We start from the raw sequence: 18,886 nt of genomic DNA, 5'->3' as shown, positions 1-18,886 counted from the left end.
GCGTCCACCACGCTCACAAACTGATACCCATTAGCCACCAGTGATCTGCTAAAGTCGCGCTAGTTCAAATAAGGCTCAGCCAAGATTTTACCCAAAAGGTGCGTATGCGATTCAGGGATGACGTGAATGGACTGCGGGCGTTAGCAGTCGTTGCTGTGGTGCTGTTCCATTTCAACCCCTCCATGCTTCCGGCAGGGTTTGCTGGCGTTGATGTGTTTTTTGTCATCTCGGGCTACTTGATGACCGGTGCCATTTTCCCCAAAGTGCAGGCCGGCACCTTTACGCTGACGGGTTTTTACACCAGCCGAGCCAAACGGTTGATTCCCGCCTTGGTTGCCCTTTGCGCTGCCATGTTGGCATGGGGTTACTTCCACCTGCTCCCCATCGAATACAAACAACTTGGGCAGCATGTAGCTGGCGCACTTTCGTTTACCTCCAACTTGATGTTCTACAGCGAGTCGGGCTATTTCGATTCAGCTTCGCATTTGAAATGGTTGCTGCACACTTGGTCACTCTCGGCCGAATGGCAGTTTTACCTTGTCTACCCGCTGATCATCATGGCCGTGCTCAGGGTGCTGGGGGCCAGCGCTGGCCGATTAGTAATAGTTGGCCTGACCATACTGTCGTTCGCCTTCGCCACTTGGGCCTCTTACCACTTGGAAAGTTTCGCCTACTACATGCTGCCTTCACGGGCGTGGGAGATGTTGATTGGTGGCGTGGTCTACTTGTACCCCGTCAACCTTGGCGACAGCAAAAAAGCGCCTGTCGCGCTTGCCGGGCTGCTATTGATCGTAGCTTCGTTGTTTGTCCTCGACAGCACCACCGCGTGGCCCGGGCAGTGGGCGTTGTTGCCGGTCATCGGCACCTGCCTGGTGATCGCCGCCGGTTATACGGGCTCGCGCCTGGCCAGGCACTGGCTGGTGGTTTGGATGGGTAAAACCTCCTATTCCACGTACCTGTGGCATTGGCCCATTTGCGTTTACCTCTTCAAAAGCGGCCTGGCCGAGCAGCCGCAGGCGATTATTGGCGGTGTGTTGCTATCGTTCGTGCTGGGCCTGGTGTCTTACCTCACCGTCGAAAATATCGCCGGCCAACGCGCTGCATCGCCCGGCACGTTCCGCACCAGGCTTGGCAAAGCACGCAGCCCAGCCGCCATCGCTGCGTTTTGCCTGGTGCTGGCTGCCGGGTTCTCCGTTGTAAAGAGCAACGGCGCTGCCTACCGGGTAGAGGGGGAAATCCAGGCCCTGTCGGCCATTACCAACGTCTACGAATACTATGATTTCAAACAGAACATCCGTTACGGCGTTTGCCACTCGGTGTCCAAAGAACTCAGTTACGCCCACTGCATCGAACCCCGCCGCAAAATGTTGTTTATCTGGGGAGACTCCTATGCGGCGGCGCTGTACCAAGGGGTACTGAGTGCCCGCGATAACGGGCACACCGAATACGGTATTTCACAAATGACCGACGGCAATGGCCCACCGTTCTTTGCCATCCTTGGCAAGACCGATGAAGGCAAGCCTGTTGCACAAGCCAACAACGACCGGCTTGAAGCCGTGGCGCAATATAAGCCCGACGTGGTGGTGCTGACCTGGCTGGTGTTCGGCAGTAATGCCCCTCATGAACAGCACCAAGCGTTGGCCATGCTGCAAGAAACAGTGAGCAAGATAAAAGCCGCGTCGCCCTTGAGCAAAGTCGTTGTGATTGGCCCAGTGCCGCATTGGAATGGCAATTTAAGTTCGGTGGTGCTGGACTATTGGGCTGAACACAATAAAGTTCCGCCGCAATACATGGCGTACGGGTTGAACCCGCAAGTGGCGGACTGGGACCGCTTCTTCAAGCAGCGCGTACCGTCTATTGGTGCGTCCTATATCTCGGCCCTGGATATACTTTGCAAAGGGGAGGGGTGTTTAAGCCGCCTTGGCAGCGACTTGATAGACCTGCCAGTGGTGGATTTTGGTCACCTCAGCAAGCATGGGTCTATCTACTTTGTGGATAAGATCAAGGCTGAAATCTTCCAGTAACCTTGTAACCGGCGCAGGCCCTACGCAGGCGCGGCCGTGTGTTGCGATGGGATGCGCAGCAGCCCCTGCACAAATTGCCGGAGCCGCCTTGCAGCCCATCGCGACACAAGGCCACTGCTCTGAGGCGATGCAGGCCGAACAGAGCGGCAGGCACTGCTTAAGACTCAAGCAGTGCCTGCCGTGCCGTTCACCTCATTTCAATCGCCTGACCGCAGCAGTGAAGTTCCCAGTGCCGACTCATAAGCGCTCTTCAATTGCTGACTTAGCAGCTTGAGGCTGTACTGTTTGGCACGTTTGCGGCTCGCGGCACCCAGCGTGCGGATCTTTTTAGGATTTAGGCAGAACTGGCGCAATCTTTTGGCCATGGCTTTGGTGTCGCCATGCTCAAAGGTGTACCCCGTAACGCCCTCATCAATCAGCTCTGGCAAAGCCCCCCAGCGATAAGCGAGCACCGGCCGGCTGGCAGCCATCCCTTCCAGCACAGTGCGGCCGAAGGTTTCCTGGCAGTGGGACAGGTTCAGCACAATGTTGGCTTGGGCGATGGCAGCCTGCGGGCTTGCGGCGTAAGGCATGATGCGCAAATTGCGTGGCAGTTTGCCGCGGGCTTCCAAGGTGCGCAAAGCAGCAACACCCGGCGTGTCCGGGCCAATCAGCAACAATTGCAAGTTGGGGGTGTCGGCAGCTGTGTCACACGCTAGTTGCAACAAGTCGGCGATGCCTTTCTTGGGTAAATTGCTGCTGATAAGTGCCGCAGTGATGCGTTTGTTGTCCGGCGCGTTGGGCAGGTCGAATGCCTTGAGGTCGATGATGTTGCCAACCACATGGGTAGCGCCCGGTTTGGCGAGGTGCTGCGCCGTGAAGGCGGAGTTGGCCAGTACTTGGTCGGCTCGGCTCAATGCTTCGGCAACGATCTGGTCCGCTGGCAAGCCGATGGCTGCACACAGGTCGGCATCATGCGCGGGGGACTCATGCGCATGGAGCACGGCGGGGACTTGGGCAAGGCGTGCGGCGATCAGCGGCTCGCGCAGCATCAGGGTATTGCTGTGCACCAAGTCCACCGAGTGGGTGCGAATCAAGGCACAGAAACGCTCAACGGCTACCCGGCACGGCGCAATGTCCGCGCGCCACAGCTGGGTTGGGATGCAAGCCACCTGCATAGCGCGCGCTCGCAACGCGTCGATGTAAGCCAGGTTGGCCACGCTCGGCACACTGACCAGCACGTTCAGGTCTAGCGCAGCGCACGCATCCAGCATATCCAGCAAGCTGCGCTCCGCGCCAAACAGCTGCACGTTAGCCGCATGGGCGCAAAGCAGTACGGTGGGCCTGCCTGGGCGGTGCTGCAGGTTGCCAGCGAATGTTGGGTTGCCAACATCGTAACCGGTATGACGACCAGACTGATGATAATGCAGCAGTGCCGGCATGCCACTTTCGCGGGCTTCGACACATTGCTCCAGATACCACGCCGTATTGAAGTCTGGGCCAGGTTCGCGGCCCTCAGCATGACCGTGGGCAAGGTAATGCTGCCAGGCGTCGAGGCTGGCGCCTTGCAAGTCTGGGTTGCGTTCCAGGTACCAGGCCTCGTCGAACAAGGCCGGTAACACAGGTTCGGCGGGCTCCGGTGCGGCGGCCTCTACTGCGGGCTGCCCAGAGTTGGCAACCTGCGGTACTGGCGGCGTAACAAGTGTCGGAGCCACCTCGGCAGCGAGCGGGCCGGCCAACTGAGGTGAAACTGGTGTTACGCCGATTTCCAGCGACTTGGCCTCGCGGACCGAATCGATAACCTGGCAGCTTTGCAGCCCTTTGACTGCTGGTACTTGATCCAATGGACTAGCAAGCAGGTGCCGACCCACGACCAGTACTCGGCGGGCCACCAGTGCCTGCTCAGCCAGCACCATTTCGACTTCACCCTCGACGGCCTGGCGCAGCAGGGCCGGGTCAATCGGGCTTGGCCGCTGATAATCTGGCCAATGCAGCAGGCCGATACGCTCGCCCTGATCCTGCAAGCGCGCCAGCACCAGCCGCAGGGGCTTGGCGGTGCGCGCTGCTTCGCTGAGGTCGCTGACCACCAGCCAGTCGTAGCTGGCCTCGGCCTGGGCGTTACGCAGCATCGGGGCCGGTGCCGGGAACGCGCGGGTGCCGCTATCTGGCGTCAAGCGTAGCCCGGCTGCGTCGTTCGCCATGCCGTGCCAGGCCTCGGCAAGTGCGCTGTATAACTGGCGCAGGCCATAGAACGTTGAGCGCAGATGCGTGCCGGAAGCCATGGTCAGCGACTGTGGCAGGTGACGGGCAATGACCAGTGGCACCCCTGGCAGCAGGTAAAGCAGTGCCTCATCGCCATGAAGGCGTTGCAGGCGCTGACGCAGCTCATGGTCGGCCGCGACCCGCACCTCATCCCAGCCGCCAAGTTCGCGCACGGCATCGCAGCGCATCATGATGGTGGAAACGCTCGGTTCGATCAGGCTGTTTTCCATGCGCCAGCATTGGAAGTGCAGCTCGGTATCGGCCCTGACCCACTCAGCCAGGGTACCGACCAGGCCCGGGTTCTGCAGCAATGGAGTGGCCATGAGCTCCAGGCGCTGAGGGTGGGACCAGTCGTCGCTGTCATGGTTGACCACGAACGTGCCGGTCGCATGTTTCAACGCTGTATTGCGTGCTGCGTAAGCACCGCGGTTTACCGGTTGCTGTAGCAGCACGATGCGCGCGTCTTCGCGGGCCAGCTCAGAAACACGCTCGACCGTGGCATCGCTGCTGCAGTCATCGACAACCAGGATTTCCAGGTTGCTCCAGCTTTGCGCCAGCAGGCTGCGCAGGGCCGTTTCAATGAACGCCTCGGCGTTGAACGCTGGCATGATAACGCTGATTTTTGGCTGGGCCTGTGGCGGAACCTTCGCGGTAGACGCGGCCTGGAGGTTATCCAGGGTGAGCGCAGCTGCGGGGTCGCGCAGGGCAACCGGTGCCAAGTCGGCAGCGGCAAGCGCACGGTTAAGCCAGAACAGGCGCATAGCCGCTGGCGGCTGGTGTTGGGTGCCCTTGGTAGCCAGCGACACATTGGCGGCTGCCAGGCACAAGTCGGCTTGCAGGCCTTTTGCCGCAATGGCCTCGGCGATACAGGCTTGCGCAAGCGACTGCTGGCCATTGCGCAGCAGCACTTCGGCCCTTAGCAATATTGGGCCAAGGGTGCCGATGTAAGGTGGCAGTGGCTGTGCGAGGGCGTCGATGTACGGCAGTGCGCTCGACCATTGCGAGGCACTGGCATGCCAGCGGGCCAGGGCCCAGGAAGCGTACGCGTGCTCTTCACGGTCTTCGGTGTGTGCCTGCAGGGCACTGAGCTCGGGCAACGCCAGCCCACTGAAGCCGCCCCACAGGGCCGACTCCAGGCGATAGGCTTGTAAATACCGGGGCAAGCGGCCCTCAGCGGCACCATGTTGTTCATAGTGCTGTTCTGGGTCTGCACCTGCTGTCGCTACATCCGGATAAGTCGCTGCGTACCACTGGGGGTCGACCACACTGTTAAACGGGCTTGCCGCCTGAGGCTTAGACATTGGCAGCCACCCGGCTGATCACCTTACGGGCACGGTGCAGCGTGTGGTTGGACTGGTCCATGGCCGCAAGAATTTCGCGATTAGCCAGGTAGTAGTTTTCCAGCTCTTCCTGCACCAGGTGCAGTTGCGAGAGCAACAGCTCGTTCTCTTCACCCAGCGCCTGGGCATTGGCTGTAGCGCCAGCCAGGTCCACGCCGGCCTGCTGTTGCGCGGCAAGGGTCTGGTCCAGCTCTCTCTTCAGCTTGGCGTACTTGTCGTTGAAACCCTGGCTTTCCAGGTGGCGCTTTTCCAGCTCTTCTTGCACTTCGTGCAACTGGGCCAACAGAAGCTCGCTTTCTTCCTTGTAGCGTTGTGCAACGCTACTGTCGGCATGCGCTTGTTGGGCTTTTTGTTGCGTTGCGCGAGCCTGCGCGGCTTCCAGCTTCAGGGCTGCGACTTGTTGTTCGAGTGCCAGGCCGGCCTGATGGCGCTTTTCCAGCTCGGCCTGCACGTCATGCAGTTGAGCCAGCAGCAGCTGGTTTTCCTCTGCCAATGGCTTGGAACCCACGCTGGCAGCGCTCATGGCCTGGATAGCCTGCTGCTTGTCCGTCTGCGCTTGGGCCAGCTGTTGCTGCAGGCTGCTGTGCTGATCCTTGAGAAGCTGGCTTTCTGCTTCACGATCCGCCAGCGCTTGCTGTGCACGATGCAACTGCGACAGCACCTGCTCGCGCTCATCGTGACGGCTTTGCTGGGCGTTGCGCGCTTGCTCGGTTTCACGACGCAGGCTAGTGATGGCCCTTTCCCGCTCATGCAACTGCAGTTGAGCGTTGGGAAGTTGTCGGCCGGCGTGGATCAGGTCCAGCAGTTCGATCAAGCCGGTTGTGGTTGGCAGTGGGCGATTGGAGCGGAACTCCGGTTCACCGTTTGGCAGCCATGCTGCCGCTTCCAACGCTTCGTACAGGGTCCAGCTTTCGGGCGCCATCTGCTCGAACACGCCGGCCAGCGTAGCCGCCAACGGGTCGGCAAACAGCTGCACTGGCTGGTCGTTGTAAGCCAGGCCCAAGCGCTCGAACAACGCCTGCGGCGTCACCCTGTCGATGTTCACCAGAATCAAACGCTGACGCAGCGTGCGGCGCAGTTGCAGCACTGCGCGTTGCTCGGCCTGCCACTGGTGCAGTGCCGCTGCTACATCGACGGTGGCACCATCGGCCAACCAGGACCAAGGTGCGCGGTACAGCCACACGCGCTGGTGTGCACCCGAAGCGTGGGTGAGGTCGACGCCGGCCATGAACTGCGCAGCGGGTTTCCACTGAATCGAAAATGCGTCGTCAAATGAGGCGCCTACATACGCGCGGCTGGCCTGTTCACTCAGGCCGGAGAGTAGGGTTTGCATCGATGTCTCCATAAAATCGGTAGCCATGTCATGGCCGCGCTCAGTCCTTGCTGTACAGGTCGCGGGTATAAATTTTGTCGAGTATATCGTTGATTTCATCGGTAAGCCGATTGGCCACGACCACATCGCAGCTGCGCTTGAACTCTTCAAGGTCAGTCAGGACCGGGGAGTTGAAAAAGGTCGCCGTCTTGAGCACCGGCTCATAGACCACCACCTCCACCCCCTTGGCCTTCAGGCGCTTCATGATGCCCTGAATGGACGAAGTGCGGAAATTGTCCGAGCCGGCTTTCATGATCAACCGATAGATACCCACACGCCGCGGCTGGCGTTTGAGAATGGCCTCGGCGATGAAGTCTTTGCGGGTACGGTTGGAGTCGACGATTGCCCGAATCAGGGTTTGCGGCACGTCGCTGTAGTTGGCCAGCAATTGCTTGGTGTCCTTGGGCAGGCAATAGCCGCCGTAGCCGAAGGAGGGGTTGTTGTAATGGTTGCCAATCCGCGGGTCGAGCCCGACACCCTCAATGATCTGACGGGTATCCAGGCCGTGGCTTTCGGCGTAGCTGTCCAGCTCGTTGAAATACGCTACGCGCATGGCCAGGTAGGTGTTGGCGAACAGCTTGATCGCCTCGGCTTCGGTAGCGCCGGTATGCAGTACCGGCACGTCTTTCTTGATCGCGCTGTGCTGCATCAGTTCGGCGAATAGCCTGGCGCCTGCGGTATCACCGCCGACCACGATGCGAGAAGGGTACAGGTTGTCGTAGAGCGCCTGGCCTTCACGCAGAAATTCAGGCGCAAAAATGATGTCGTCATAACCGAACAAGCCCCGCATGCGCTCGGTAAACCCGACGGGCACTGTGGACTTGATCACCAATGTGGCCGCCTGATTCACTGCGCGCACGTCGCGGATGACCGACTCGACGGAACGGGTATCGAAGCGGCCGCTTTCAACGTCGTAGTCGGTGGGTGTGGCGATGACAACGAAGGCCGCACCGGCGTAAGCCTCTGCGCCATCGAGCGTTGCCTGCAGGTTGAGCGGCTTGTTGAGCAGATAGTCTTCAAGCAATGGGTCGACAATGGGCGAGCGGCGCTGGTTGATGGCGTCTACCTTGGCAGAGTCGCGGTCCAGCGTTACTACCTGCACGTGTTGAGCGAGCAGAGCGGCATTGGCAAGGCCTACGTAGCCCATGCCGACGACTGTGGTTTTCATGCTTCGCATACCCAGTCAGCGGGCCGTGGCAGGCACTGGGGAGAGGTGATGTTCATAGTGTGCGTTCCCTTGCGCGCCTAGGCGTACTCAACAGCAGATAATGTATGCGGGCCGGCTTGTCAGCCGGCCCTGCGAAGTGCCAGCGCGGTGCCTTGCTGCCTGGGGCTATTTCAGGCAAGCATGCAACAGGGGTATCAACCGTTGCAGACGCTCGCCTGTGTCAGGTTGGGTTGCCCGCATCGAGGCCCCGGCCACAGCCTTGCTGATGGCTGCATAACCCCAGGGTTTATGGGCACGGATAAGTGCCGACTGCTGGTCGTCCGCCTGCCGGAACTCATTGTACAGGCTGGTATTGGGCGAGGGCAGTTCCTGCAGCCAGTCCTCGGGACGGGCCAACGCGACCATCGGGATGTCGCGTTGCTTACAGAATACAGACAGGTGCAGGTCTGCCATGCCCGGGGTACCGAAATGCGTAAGGTCGAGCCCGCGCAACAGGCCTGAGTGGAACGCTACGGTGCCAGTGCCCAGGTTGTTCACCAACGCATCCCGTTCCAGTTCCTTCTTGAACATGTGCACCTTGCGGAAGGACGTGAAGTAACCTTCCGCCTGCTCTGGCAGTAGTACCCCATGCACACCGATGACCGCCTGACGTTCGTAGTCTTCGATGCGACGTACCATGCTGGCAACGTAATCAGGGGGATAGACGATGTCGTCATCAGCTGTGAAGTAGTAGCAGTCTTCTTCAAGGGCGGAAAACGCCAGGAACTTGCCGTTGTCGCGCAGACCCGGGTGGTCTTTGGACAGGTAGACCGTTACCTGGGGGTGGCAATTGCGGACGAAGTCTGGGACCGAATCATAGCGGTCCAGGTAGATATGCAGCGCGTCTACCTGAGGCGCGAGGCTAGCGAGTACTTGGCGCAGCAACTCAGCGCGTTCTGGGATGGAGCACAGGCTGACAACTACGGAATCGGTAGGGTTGGCCAGGTTGCTGAGGGGTGGTGGTACCGGGATCAGGTCGCGAATAACTGGGAAACGGAAGAACTCACGGAAGCGCTCTACACCGAGCTGTTGGTGTAGCTGATGGAATGCCTCAACATATTCGTCCCGCGACGACTCCATGGTACCCGCCCAAGAGTCCGAAGATTGATCCAGGGTAATGGATTTCAGAGCGGTCGCAGCACTGAAGTCATATGCTGAATATGATTCATGTTCAGAGCTTCGTAATTCAGCATGAACGTGAGTTGCGAAAGTGGATAGGCGGTGGATAAACTCCTCAAAAGCTAGATTTTTTGTGTAATCAAAGTAACCAATTCGCTGAAAAACTTTGCGGGGCAAACCTAGAGTTAAGGGGAGTTGTATGGGCGTTGCTCTACCGCTGAGAGCAAGATCTCTTGGTTTAGAAGAGTTATTGGGATGGCAATTTACTACACCTATAACATTCGTCTGCAAAAGCTGCTGCATATCTGCATGAATGCGCTCAGGGCGGATAAGCAAGTCAGCGGACTGCAAAAAAATAAATTCGCCCTTCGCGATGCTTAAGGCCCAGTTTAGTCCGAAAGGGAACCCGAGAATGCTATTAGTACGGAGGCATTTAATGTTGCTGACTGTTTTCTCTAGCCGTTGCAATTTTATCCAAGTGCCATCGATGCTAGAGTCATCAATTACAATTAATTCAAAATTGGGCCAGGTTTGGCGTAAAATGGAAGTTACAGACTCCTCAATATAGTCTTCCGAGTTGCTCGATGTCATCAGGATTGAAACAAACGGCGTTACTGAGTGATAGTTAAAATTTTGGTGGTCAACAGTAGGTATTGTTGAGGCGGTCTTTTGGGCGTGATCTTGCAGTGGGGTGGAATTCTTGTTGAGTTTCAACTCATGTTCAATAATGGGTGGAAGCATTAGACCTTTTCGGGCGAGATTTAAGTTGAAAAGGTAAAGGTGCGCTAGTTCAGGTTGTTGCGCCATTGCGCGCTCGTAAAGATCTATGGCAAGCTCAAATTCCCCAGCATTTAAGGCGAGCTTGGCTCGACTGCTCAAAGAGCGTTGTGGCAATGCCGTTCCCGGTGGATTTGAGTTCATTTATGATTCCCTTGCAGCGAAATTTACTTGTGCGCACAAAGACGCATTATGCTTGGCGCTTCTTGAAGCGCTAACTAGACTTTTGAGCGCTTGTACACCACGTTATCATCGTTGATCTTCCTTAAAAAACCTATGATCTCAAAATCGCCAGGCGTGGGCTTGGAGTCAAGCTGGAATTGACATGAGTTATTTTGTGAGTACCAGATTGTCTGTAGTCGTACTCCGTTTTTTTGCAAGTAAAATGCATACTCAAGATTGGTTCGATCAATCATGACATTAAGCTGTGCATTGATTGTGGTTCCGATAACTTCAATCTTCAAGTCGATGGGCTGCTCTATTGAAGCTTTGATCTCGGGTGGCGAAGATATTGCTGAGTAAATAGAGTACAGGTTAGCAATGGCTGTGATGCCGGAATTGGCTTCCGGTGGCAGATCAACTATAGGTGTCGAAATCTCCTTGGAGAGACTTTGCATGTAGTCCAGTGGTAGGCGGTCAATGAAGTCATGATCTTTGAGGGCTGCTATTGCTATCGCACGGAAGTGCTCGCCTAAATTGTGTGTATTTGAAAGTTCGGAGTGTCTAGTTAGTGAGCGGCCATATTCAAATGTCGACAAAGTATGCGGTTTAGCATCTAGGCTTGTCCCGTGAACACTATACTTTGTCAATGCGGTCTGATTTGCATCAGGCGCAAATGTCGGGGCCAAGTTTTTCAGGCCCTTCCAAGATGAGTCAAATTCAAGCTCTGCCAAGGCAGGATTCAATATCGAAAGCAAATCTTTATGAAATTGTCTTTTATCGAGTTGATTAGATGCGCAAAACCAGTTAAGTAGAATTTGTTCTTTGAACTGGAGAGGGCCAACTTGGAATCCTGTATTCTGAGTGCGTTTGAACCATCTTCTTCCATAATGGTGGCGAGATCGAGTGCCCATGTAATAAATATCCATGGCATTTTCAATTTCGCTGCTAACTCCAATATCACTGAAGAACGACTCAAATTCTTTCAGTACCTGCTGTTTTTGCGGCTCAGACAGGTGGCTGTTTGTTATTTCATGCTTTATGTCGCCAGCGGATTTAATCGAAGGTTTGCCATAATTGTCGGGTTGAGATGTGCTAAGGAAGTAGTCCCATTCATATGAAACAAATCCCCACAGCTCTACCATGTTGCGGCTTTCTGTGATTACTGATGTTGGTAATAGTACTGGTGTGTACACTCCGCCATTGGCAATTAACCAATTATTAAATGCCTCATTTACTGAGAAATTTAATTTTTTCATCTTGCTAGAGAACATTTTTCGCCGATCATGTAGTGGTTGGCCACATTGATTAGCAACGGCTTCCGCGAATTTATATTCTTTAGATGACTTTTCGGAAAAAACCTCAACTTCGAGCTCTGGATTATTTTTTTGCGCAAGTGTCACGGCTGCAAAGATCTCTCTTGAGTCATAGCCGCCTGAAAGGGAAACTCTAAGGCCGTAACCGAGGTCATGCAGAGCATTGATCAGTGTCACTTGCTTTCTAGCGTAGCTGTACATCATCTCGGAATATTCCGAGGTGTTTTTGGGTACGTGCTCTGCGAAGTCGTAATGTCTGACCTCGGTGGCAGTGAAGGCGCCAGCTTCCCCCTCTATTTGAAGTTCGCAATTCTGGGGAAGTAGACGTATTTCATTGGCGAGCGTATTGTTGCTCATGAGCTGAGCGCTTATATGCTTACCTCGGTTGTAGAGGAAGCAGTCCATTACGGTAGTGTTAAATGTTAAGCTGGCGTTTCTTGATTTCAGTGATTGAACTAAAAGATAAAAACTATTACTAATCGCCCAATAATTTGAGCTGCAATAGTAAAAAATTGATTCCTGTCCTGTAATATCGGTACGGGCAAGCGTGGTGCCAGGGCGTTGAGATACCCATACATAAAGCCCATCGAGTGGTGGGGTGACTACAGATGAATGACGTTGGTCCCAACCTTCACTTCCGAAATAAATTTGGCCATCCTCGCCCAAGGTGTATCCATAAAGGTAGTCACCCTCTAGTTTTGAGTTATGACTGTCGATGAACAGGGGATGGGAAAAACTCATCAAGTGCTCCTAAATCTAGCTTTTAAGTTATTCTAAAATACGCTATCGATCTCAGGTCATGAAAGTTCCGAGAATAGATTCTTCACGGACAGAGCGAATTTTTCAACTCCGTAATGTTCGGCGATAAAGTCTCTTCCTCGATTAGAGGCGCGTCGGAAAGCATCAGGGTCACGTCGGAACGAAAGAATGCTTTCAGCAATCTCCTCTTCCGAGGATTTTATGAACTCTTTAGGCCAGATGAATTCAGCACCCAACCAGTGTTGGATTAAGCTTACGCCACCTGCAGCGAAGCCGTCAGCGACTGCAAGGTGGAAACTTTCGAATCCAGGGATTTCACGCATTGAGTCACTGGTAGAGAGTACAAACCCGACATTATTCTTGGCTAGCGACTTTTTAACATCGCTGTGCCCATGGAACGTGACGGCGTCTTCAAGGTTGTGCTCCCGGATAATACGTCTGCACTTCTCAAAATGAGCCATTTCTTGCTTGTCAGTTGCGACCCAACGTACTTCCTCTGGCTGTTTGCCAAATATTTCGAGCCGGTAACGAGCATCCTGCTTGCGAAGTAATGCAAGAATATTCAAAGCTCTATCAAGCCGCTTGCGCGCTGGAAGAATACCAATCATCCCCAAAGTGAATACGCAATCATCACTATGATTTTGCTGGTAATCATCTGTCCTTAAAAAGTTGGGGATCAACCTGGCCTTGTGGCGAGGTATATTTGGGTATCTCTCCAGAAGGCGTTCAAAGAAGTGAACGGAAACGGCCATAACCGCGTCAACATTCTCAATGCGGAGCTTTTCTCCGAAGTCTCTGGAAAGCTCGTATCGATGCATTCGAATAACAAGCTTTTGGTTTGGCTTTTTATTATTCGAATACCAGGTGGCACTGTTTAGAAGCCATTCGCACCATATGACTTCAGCCCAGTTGAGTAGTTCGCGTCGTTCTTTTTCCTCTACCTCGGGCTGGTCGGACCATTCGTCAAAGCGCACGTCAAAATGCATATTCAGCTCTGGGAGAGCAGAGGCAATGAATTTCAAGTCATAACCAGCAATCAACAAACGCGGGCGACACAGTCGAGAGAACTCCTCAAAATCACTTTGAAGAAGGCTTGTGACAATGTCTTTGTATCGATCAGTATATTCAAATTTACTAACAGTGTCCGAAATGCTTCTAATGAACGATGAGAATTCCGAAAAAATTTCCTCATCCACATCGCCTCTATTGCGCTCAATGAGAATAGACAAGATATATCTTAGGCTAACCTTGAATCTTGCTTCATAATAGTTAATTCCCACTTTTGAAAGCAGCTCTGCAAGCGATGGCCACATGATGAGATGGTCGCGCAGTTCTTTGGCCCCAAAGCTCTGTGTTGTGCTAGCAAGAAGAGAGGGCAGCTTGTTGTATGTAATAGCGGGGTGATTTATATACCCAATGCTAGACGCTGTAACAAGCGCGCGCGCCAGAAATAGGGTGTCTTCCCCCATTCGAATATCTTCTTGCCATTCGATATTATTTTTGGAGAGATGGGTTGCGCGAATAAGATTCGTACTGCCCATGCTCTGGCCTTTGACGATGTAAGCGATTCGCTCTTCTCGAGAAAGCGACTCGGACCAATCATCAAGGTTATTCATTGTGAATAACCTGCGGCCATCGTTTACAAGAAGGCTGCCTCTGACTACATCGGCATCAATTGAGGTTGCGTACTCGTGATGAAGTCGCAAGGTGTCTGGGGTTATTTCATCATCACAGTCGAGGAAAAATAGATAGTCGCCTTTAGCCAGTTCCATACCTCTGTTGCGTGGCTTGGATGGCGAACCAGTATTTATAGGCAGTCTCTCAGCTTTCCAATTCGGTTCCTTCAAGCATTCCCTTTGAAGAAGTTGGAATGTTGCGTCGCTTGAGCAGTCATCGATGAAGATGACTTCGTAATTTTCGCGAGGCATATCCATCGCTCTAAGGCTAGCCAAGCATCGACCTATTTTATCTGCAGCGTTGTAGCATGGAACAATAACTGAGACTTTCATGTTGCCTTTAAACATAGTAAACCTCAGAGTGCTTAGAGTTAGACTTGAGGTATTGATTGAAAATAGCCGCCACGCCTACAACAGGTTGGTTTTTGCGTGGAGCAGCGAATCTATAGCGCAAGCTTTCGGCCGGTGCCGGAGCTATCGCAGTATCATTTATGTACTGCAGATGCAAACGGGCTTTGTCTAGCCATTCCAACTTAGGCGGATTTTTTGGGTCAACAATGGCAAAGTGCGGCGTTTCAATCGGCTGGTATCTACCTTCGAGTGCATAATTGGCAGCGTGGCTGATGGATGTAACGCTTACACCGAAGCGATTAAATTCTTGGTAAAGATTGGCGACCTCAAGGGGAGCAACCTTCGAGCTAATGATGAGAAGAAGCTTCGAACCATTAAGCTCACCAGCGCTTTGCTGATACCAGTTGATGGCTAGCATCGCATCTTCTCGATTTTCTATCATGCACGCAATTGTCACGCGTTCATCTTCTGGTACGTGGGGAATGCCGATAGCTGAAAGAACTTGGTGCCAGCGTTTTGTATAGGTATGCTCGCGTAGCACTGTGGTGAGTGCGCGCTCTCTAAGAGAGTTAATGTCGGCAGCAGAGAGAGACTTTAAGCGCTGTGGATCTTTGTCCAAAAACACAGCGAGATCGCCGAACATTTCTTCCATGCCTAGAGCAAAATTCGAAATGACCAGCGTATTGCTGGACATCAGTTCGAATACTCGACGTGCAAACATGGTCGAAGATTTTGTAACTGTGTTAAAGTTCAGTCCGAAACGGCTGGATTTATATACGCCAGGCATCGCATCATGCGGTTTGCTTGGGTTGATGTAGGGCTCATAGCGTTCGGGCCATTTTCGAATGTCGGCAGGACTACCGTAATAGCGGTCATAAATCTCGAGATTGAACCCTTGATTGCTCAAAAGATCTAGGATGTTCTCCATTGTTTCTGAGCGATCTTTGTGGTTTCCGTACCAGCTGCCTGCGAATACGATGTTCTCAGTTCGGTTGCCTGATTCAATCGGGTTGAAAAGTTTAGGGTTTGTAGCAAAGGGAAGAGCGAATACGTTTTTAACGCCATAATCATTTTTATAGCTATCGATGCACTCAGCCGCAGATGTGAAAACAAAGTCGAATTCTTTTGCGGTTTTTACGAAGTCATTGACCCTGTCAGTGTAATGTGTAGGGTCTTCTTTATTCCAGAAAACAGTCGGAATGCCATTTGCCTTACAGTGTTTTAAAATGTTAAGGAGGGCTCCGCGATTTTCATTTTGGAATTTCACGCTGGCATAAATTTGACCCTGCCACGGGCGTCGCGTAGAGTCCGGCCCCGACCATGCCGATTCGCAGAAGAAAATGTCTGGCTGGTGCTCTTCAAATAGTTCAAGCCAGTTATTAGGCTCTACGGGTATCGACACGAATTCAGATGCAAAGCTGTTGGTCGTGAATTCATCTGCAATTATTGCTACTTTGAATTCTTTTGGTGTTTTTGGTTGTTGCTCTTTAAGGCTCTTTTTTGGGTTTCGAATTTTTTCGAAATTGAGCTCTTTGATCTTGATGGATGTATTTATTCCGGGCTCAAACAGGCGGAAGTCGACATCAAGCTCAACGGACTTGCTAGGGACTTGAATTTTGAAAATGGGCTTCTTGGTAGATGCGCTATCTTTAAGATAGACATAGTTAGCGCCGAATAAATCAGAGTGCGGTAGCCCAATCTCATTTTTATCGATTGCATTCCCTTGGGCATCGTAGAATCGAACGAGCGCAATGCCAGCCTTCCGGCTGCCGTTAGTTATCTCGATGTTCGCAGTGGCGCTTACAGAGTGGTTTGGTAGTACACTCGTTTTTTTGCGAGTTGAGTACTTCGTTAGAGTAAAATCGCTTTTTTCCGACGTGCCTATACCAAGGTCATTTTCTTTGCCTGGGCTCTGTAGTCGTGCTTGGCAAATTAAAATGTTTGCTTTGAACAAATTTTTGCCCAAATACGTGGTTGCTTGCTCATAAAGTGATATGGCAAGGCTGTAGTCCTTGCTATTGAAGGCAGATGCAGCTCGGCGGACAATTAAATCTTTCATTCTTTGTTATCCGAGCAGTCCGACAGCGTCGATGATCTGGGAAATCGATCCTATGTGGGACGCTTCTTCAATGAAGGAGCGATGCTTTACCAAAACGCAAACCACATTCGCCTGATTCAGAGCGTCATCTAGAGCAGCTAGTTCGAGATTCGCAAAGTCAAGATTAGATGGTAGATCTTCAATATTAGGCTCGACTGCTAGAACTTTGCAGCCGAGTTGACAGATTTTTTTCACGATAGAAACTGCAGGACTTTCGCGAAGGTCGTCGATATCCGCTTTAAAAGCTAAACCAAGGCATGCGACAGTAATATCACTGATCTGCATTCCCGGATTGGATTTCATTGCATCTACAATACCTGCTTTAACTTGGTTTAGAACCCACTCAGGCTTGAAATCATTCACTTCACGGGCTGTTCGTATAATTTTTGCTTCGTCAGGGGTCGTGTCGACAATGAACCAAGGATCGACAGCGATGCAGTGTCCACCCACGCCTGCGCCTGGTTGAAGTATATTTACTCGAGGGTGTCGATTAGCCAGAGAAATCAGTTCCCATACATTGATTTCCAATTTCGCACAAATCATGGATAGTTCATTCGCAAACGCGATGTTGACGTCCCTGAAACTGTTTTCGGTTAATTTGCACATCTCAGCAGTGCGAGCATTAGTTACGATGCATTCGCCCTCTACAAAGATTTTATACAGCGAAACCGCCATCTCGCTGGCTTTTTTTGTCATTCCGCCGATAACGCGGTCGTTACTTACTAGTTCATGGATGACTTTGCCAGGAAGTACCCGTTCTGGGCAGTGGGCGACTTGAATGTCGGCATGCTCCCCCACAGTTTGAGGGAAGCTCAAATCCGGACGAGCTTCTGCTAACCACGCAGCCATTTGTTCGGTAGCACCCACGGGGGATGTTGACTCCAAAATAACAAGATTCCCCTTAGCTAAAACTGGTGCAATAGCTTTTGAGGCTGACTCAATATAGCTGAGATCAGGTCTGTGCCCATCTTTAAAAGGAGTGGGTACTGCAATTAGGAATACATCTGCAGGTTCGGGTGTCAGCGTTGCGCGCAAGTAACCCTCGGTGACTGCTGCGTGAACTAAGATATCCAGTTCGGGTTCAACAATATGAATTCTTCCATTGTTGATTGTGTTCACTGCATGTTCAGAAACGTCCACGCCAATGACACGTTTTTTGCGTGACGCGAAGAGGGTCGCTGTTGGTAAGCCGATATAGCCGAGGCCAATCATAGAAATTGTTTGAAATGAATACTTGGAGTTTGGCATGGTCTTTCCTGACATTGTGGGCAGCATACTGGCAGAGTTAATCAGCATGCACGCAAGGGCTACACGGTTAAGCGTTCTTCAGTAACGCTTGAATAATTCTTTGGCAAGCAGTGCCGTCGCCGTATGGATTGTGAGCAAAGCTCATGGCTTTATAGGCTTCGTGGTCCGACAGAAGTCGGTTCAGTTCACGAACTATGTTGGCCACATCGCTGCCCACCAACTTTACGGTTCCTGCAGCAACGGCTTCGGGCCTTTCGGTGGTGTCCCGCATTACCAGAACAGGCTTGCCCAGAGATGGCGCTTCTTCTTGAATGCCGCCTGAGTCAGTAAGAATGATATGTGAGCGAGTCATGAGATGAACGAAAGGCAGATAGTCCATTGGCTCAATCAGGTGAACGTTTTTAATGCCTGACAATAGGCGATTGACAGGCTCTCTTACATTAGGGTTTAGATGGACTGGGTAGACGATATCGACTTCTGGGTGCTGTCGAGCAACTTCGAGCAGCGCCTGGCAGATGCGTTCAAAGCCGCTGCCAAAACTTTCGCGGCGGTGCCCGGTAACCAAAATCAGCTTGCGAGACGGATCCAGGAAGTTAGAGGGAGCTGAGGCTTTTTTATACAGCGCCTCATCGTTTTTCAGACGATTTACAACATCTAAAAGCGCATCGATAACAGTGTTGCCGGTCACGACAATCGAAGCATCTGCAACCCCCTCACGCAGCAGATTCGCTCGCGAGTCCTCGGTGGGGGCGAAATGTATGTTAGCCAATGCTCCGGTCAGCTTGCGGTTACCCTCTTCTGGCCATGGGGAATACAGATTGCCGGTGCGCAGCCCAGCCTCAACATGGCCAACAGGTATTTGGTGGTAGTAGGCAGCCAGCGTCGTAGCAAAAGTAGTTGCCGTATCGCCATGCACCAGGACCATGTCGGGCTTGAAATCCTGGAAGACGCTTTTCATGCCTTGCAGGATCGAAGTGCTTACATCCGTTAGGTCCTGGCCTGGCTTCATGATGTTGAGATCAAAATCTGGCTTGATTTCAAACAATTCCAGGACCTGGTCGAGCATCTCTCTGTGCTGCCCAGTTACGCAAACTCTCGCCTCGAAGCGCTCATCTGCTGCGAGTGCAAGCGCAAGGGGTGCCATCTTGATTGCTTCGGGGCGAGTGCCGAATACTGTTAGGATTTTCATGAGATTATGC

At 52.8% G+C, this 18,886-nt stretch carries 10 protein-coding genes; 1 reads left to right on the top strand and 9 read right to left on the bottom strand.

All coding sequences use genetic code 11. From position 1 onward, the window contains the following. Nucleotides 1-104 precede the first annotated feature (104 nt). Nucleotides 105-2,024 (top strand): acyltransferase family protein, encoded by a 1,920-nt coding sequence (locus tag APH36_RS03705; RefSeq protein WP_082426331.1) that lies wholly within the window; start codon nucleotides 105-107, stop codon nucleotides 2,022-2,024. 197 nt (nucleotides 2,025-2,221) lie between these two features. Here APH36_RS03705 and APH36_RS03700 read toward each other — a convergent pair whose 3' ends face one another. The 9 genes from APH36_RS03700 to wecB all read right to left on the bottom strand — a co-directional run bounded on the left by APH36_RS03700 (nucleotide 2,222) and on the right by wecB (nucleotide 18,876). Next, nucleotides 2,222-5,566 (bottom strand): glycosyltransferase, encoded by a 3,345-nt coding sequence (locus tag APH36_RS03700; protein WP_060497531.1) that lies wholly within the window; start codon nucleotides 5,564-5,566, stop codon nucleotides 2,222-2,224. Further along, on the bottom strand, nucleotides 5,559-6,938 hold the full coding sequence (locus tag APH36_RS03695) for a hypothetical protein (RefSeq protein ID WP_060497530.1): 1,380 nt from the start codon (nucleotides 6,936-6,938) through the stop codon (nucleotides 5,559-5,561). Before APH36_RS03695 ends, APH36_RS03700 begins: the two co-directional genes overlap by 8 nt. A gap of 40 nt (nucleotides 6,939-6,978) precedes the next feature. After that, the gene (locus APH36_RS03690; RefSeq protein ID WP_060497529.1) at nucleotides 6,979-8,145 is read right to left on the bottom strand and encodes a nucleotide sugar dehydrogenase; all 1,167 of its coding nucleotides are present in this window, start codon (nucleotides 8,143-8,145) and stop codon (nucleotides 6,979-6,981) included. A gap of 165 nt (nucleotides 8,146-8,310) precedes the next feature. Beyond that, a complete protein-coding gene (locus tag APH36_RS30515) occupies nucleotides 8,311-10,224 on the bottom strand; it encodes a glycosyltransferase family A protein (RefSeq protein WP_082426330.1) in 1,914 nt (637 codons plus the stop codon). A 74-nt stretch (nucleotides 10,225-10,298) separates the two neighbouring features. Continuing rightward, nucleotides 10,299-12,296: a hypothetical protein gene (locus APH36_RS03680; protein ID WP_156342052.1), complete on the bottom strand. Its 1,998-nt coding sequence runs from the start codon at nucleotides 12,294-12,296 to the stop codon at nucleotides 10,299-10,301. 56 nt (nucleotides 12,297-12,352) lie between these two features. After that, on the bottom strand, nucleotides 12,353-14,323 hold the full coding sequence (locus APH36_RS03675; RefSeq protein WP_060497549.1) for a glycosyltransferase: 1,971 nt from the start codon (nucleotides 14,321-14,323) through the stop codon (nucleotides 12,353-12,355). A gap of 7 nt (nucleotides 14,324-14,330) precedes the next feature. Continuing rightward, a complete protein-coding gene (locus tag APH36_RS03670; protein WP_060497526.1) occupies nucleotides 14,331-16,400 on the bottom strand; it encodes a glycosyltransferase in 2,070 nt (689 codons plus the stop codon). A 6-nt stretch (nucleotides 16,401-16,406) separates the two neighbouring features. Next, nucleotides 16,407-17,687: a UDP-N-acetyl-D-mannosamine dehydrogenase gene (gene wecC / locus APH36_RS03665; RefSeq protein ID WP_060497525.1), complete on the bottom strand. Its 1,281-nt coding sequence runs from the start codon at nucleotides 17,685-17,687 to the stop codon at nucleotides 16,407-16,409. A gap of 67 nt (nucleotides 17,688-17,754) precedes the next feature. Continuing rightward, entirely contained in the window at nucleotides 17,755-18,876 is a 1,122-nt protein-coding gene (gene wecB / locus APH36_RS03660) for a non-hydrolyzing UDP-N-acetylglucosamine 2-epimerase (protein WP_060497524.1), read from the bottom strand. Nucleotides 18,877-18,886: the final 10 nt, after the last annotated feature.

Source organism: Pseudomonas sp. NBRC 111133 (assembly GCF_001320605.1).
In the GTDB taxonomy this organism is placed as follows: Bacteria; Pseudomonadota; Gammaproteobacteria; order Pseudomonadales; family Pseudomonadaceae; genus Aquipseudomonas; species Aquipseudomonas monteilii.
The sequence above is the reverse complement of the archived record's forward strand: the minus strand, read 5'-3'. Positions and strand labels throughout refer to the sequence as shown.

Coding starts and splice junctions, on each gene's coding strand:
- APH36_RS03705 (WP_082426331.1), top strand. CDS start 105: ATGCGATTCAGGGATGACGTGAATGGACTGCGGGCGTTAGCAGTCGTT.
- APH36_RS03700 (WP_060497531.1), bottom strand. CDS start 5,566: ATGTCTAAGCCTCAGGCGGCAAGCCCGTTTAACAGTGTGGTCGACCCC.
- APH36_RS03695 (WP_060497530.1), bottom strand. CDS start 6,938: ATGCAAACCCTACTCTCCGGCCTGAGTGAACAGGCCAGCCGCGCGTAT.
- APH36_RS03690 (WP_060497529.1), bottom strand. CDS start 8,145: ATGAAAACCACAGTCGTCGGCATGGGCTACGTAGGCCTTGCCAATGCC.
- APH36_RS30515 (WP_082426330.1), bottom strand. CDS start 10,224: ATGAACTCAAATCCACCGGGAACGGCATTGCCACAACGCTCTTTGAGC.
- APH36_RS03680 (WP_156342052.1), bottom strand. CDS start 12,296: ATGAGTTTTTCCCATCCCCTGTTCATCGACAGTCATAACTCAAAACTA.
- APH36_RS03675 (WP_060497549.1), bottom strand. CDS start 14,323: ATGAAAGTCTCAGTTATTGTTCCATGCTACAACGCTGCAGATAAAATA.
- APH36_RS03670 (WP_060497526.1), bottom strand. CDS start 16,400: ATGAAAGATTTAATTGTCCGCCGAGCTGCATCTGCCTTCAATAGCAAG.
- wecC (WP_060497525.1), bottom strand. CDS start 17,687: ATGCCAAACTCCAAGTATTCATTTCAAACAATTTCTATGATTGGCCTC.
- wecB (WP_060497524.1), bottom strand. CDS start 18,876: ATGAAAATCCTAACAGTATTCGGCACTCGCCCCGAAGCAATCAAGATG.